This is a genomic window from Pseudooctadecabacter jejudonensis (assembly GCF_900172275.1).
GTDB classification, from domain to species: domain Bacteria; phylum Pseudomonadota; class Alphaproteobacteria; order Rhodobacterales; family Rhodobacteraceae; genus Octadecabacter; species Octadecabacter jejudonensis.
Genome location: NZ_FWFT01000014.1, coordinates 1 through 1,195 on the forward strand (window position 1 = coordinate 1; position 1,195 = coordinate 1,195).

Below are 1,195 nucleotides of genomic sequence, written 5' to 3' on the forward strand. Positions count from 1 at the left end.
CCGCCTCTGGCGCCTCGGATGTGCATGATACGGTGGTTGGCATCCTCAATGATATTGAGGCGGGCGGGGACGCCAAGGCGATGGAATATGCCGCCAAGTTTGACCGCTACGAGGGCAACGTGATGCTGACCCAAGACGAGATCGACGCCGCAATTGCGCAGGTGCCCGACAAGCTGAAGGCCGATATTGATTTCGCCCACGACAACGTCAAACGCTTTGCCGAGCTGCAAAAAAGCACCGTCGCAGATGTTGAAATGGAAATTCAGCCGGGCTTTGTGGCGGGCCAGAAGGCCATTCCGGTGGATGCCGCGGGCTGTTACGTGCCCGGCGGGCGCTACAGCCACATCGCCAGCGCGATCATGACCGTGACGACCGCCAAGGTCGCGGGCTGCAAGCACATCACCGCCTGTTCGCCCCCGCGCCCCGGCGTGGGCGTGGCGCCTGCGATCATCTATGCGGCGCACAAATGCGGCGCGGACAAGATCATGGCGATGGGCGGCGTGCAGGGCGTGGCGGCCATGACGTTTGGCCTGTTTGGCCTGCCCGAAGCCAACATTCTGGTGGGTCCGGGCAACCAGTTCGTGGCCGAGGCCAAGCGCATCCTGTTTGGCCGCGTGGGCATCGACATGATCGCAGGCCCCACCGACAGCCTGATTTTGGCCGACAGCACCGCTGATCCGCACATCGTGGCGACCGATTTGGTCAGCCAGGCCGAACACGGCTACAACAGCCCCGTCTGGCTGGTCACCGATGACCGGGATCTGGCCGAAAAGGTCATGGCGCTGGTGCCGCAATACATCGACGATCTGCCCGAATTGAACCGCGACAACGCCTTCGCCGCCTGGCGCGACTACGCCGAGGTGATCGTGTGCAAGGACCGCGTCGACATGGCGAAATGTTCCGACGACTACGCGCCCGAACATCTGACGGTGCAGGCCGAGGATCTGGACTGGTGGCTTGAAAACCTGACCTGCTACGGGTCGCTGTTTTTGGGCGAAGAAACCACCGTCAGCTACGGCGACAAGGCGTCGGGCACCAACCACGTGCTGCCCACCTCCGGGGCTGCGGGCTACACGGGCGGCTTGTCGGTGCACAAATACATGAAGATCGTCACCTGGCAGCGCACCACGCGCGAGGCGTCCAAAGACGTGGCCATCGCCACAGCCCGCATCTCCCGCCTCGAAGGCATGGAAGG

General features: G+C 63.3%; 1 protein-coding gene. It reads left to right on the forward strand.

The window, feature by feature from the left end; genetic code table 11:
• On the forward strand, positions 1-1,195 hold a 1,195-nt coding region (gene hisD, locus PSJ8397_RS16750), incomplete at both ends, for a histidinol dehydrogenase (RefSeq protein WP_143515528.1).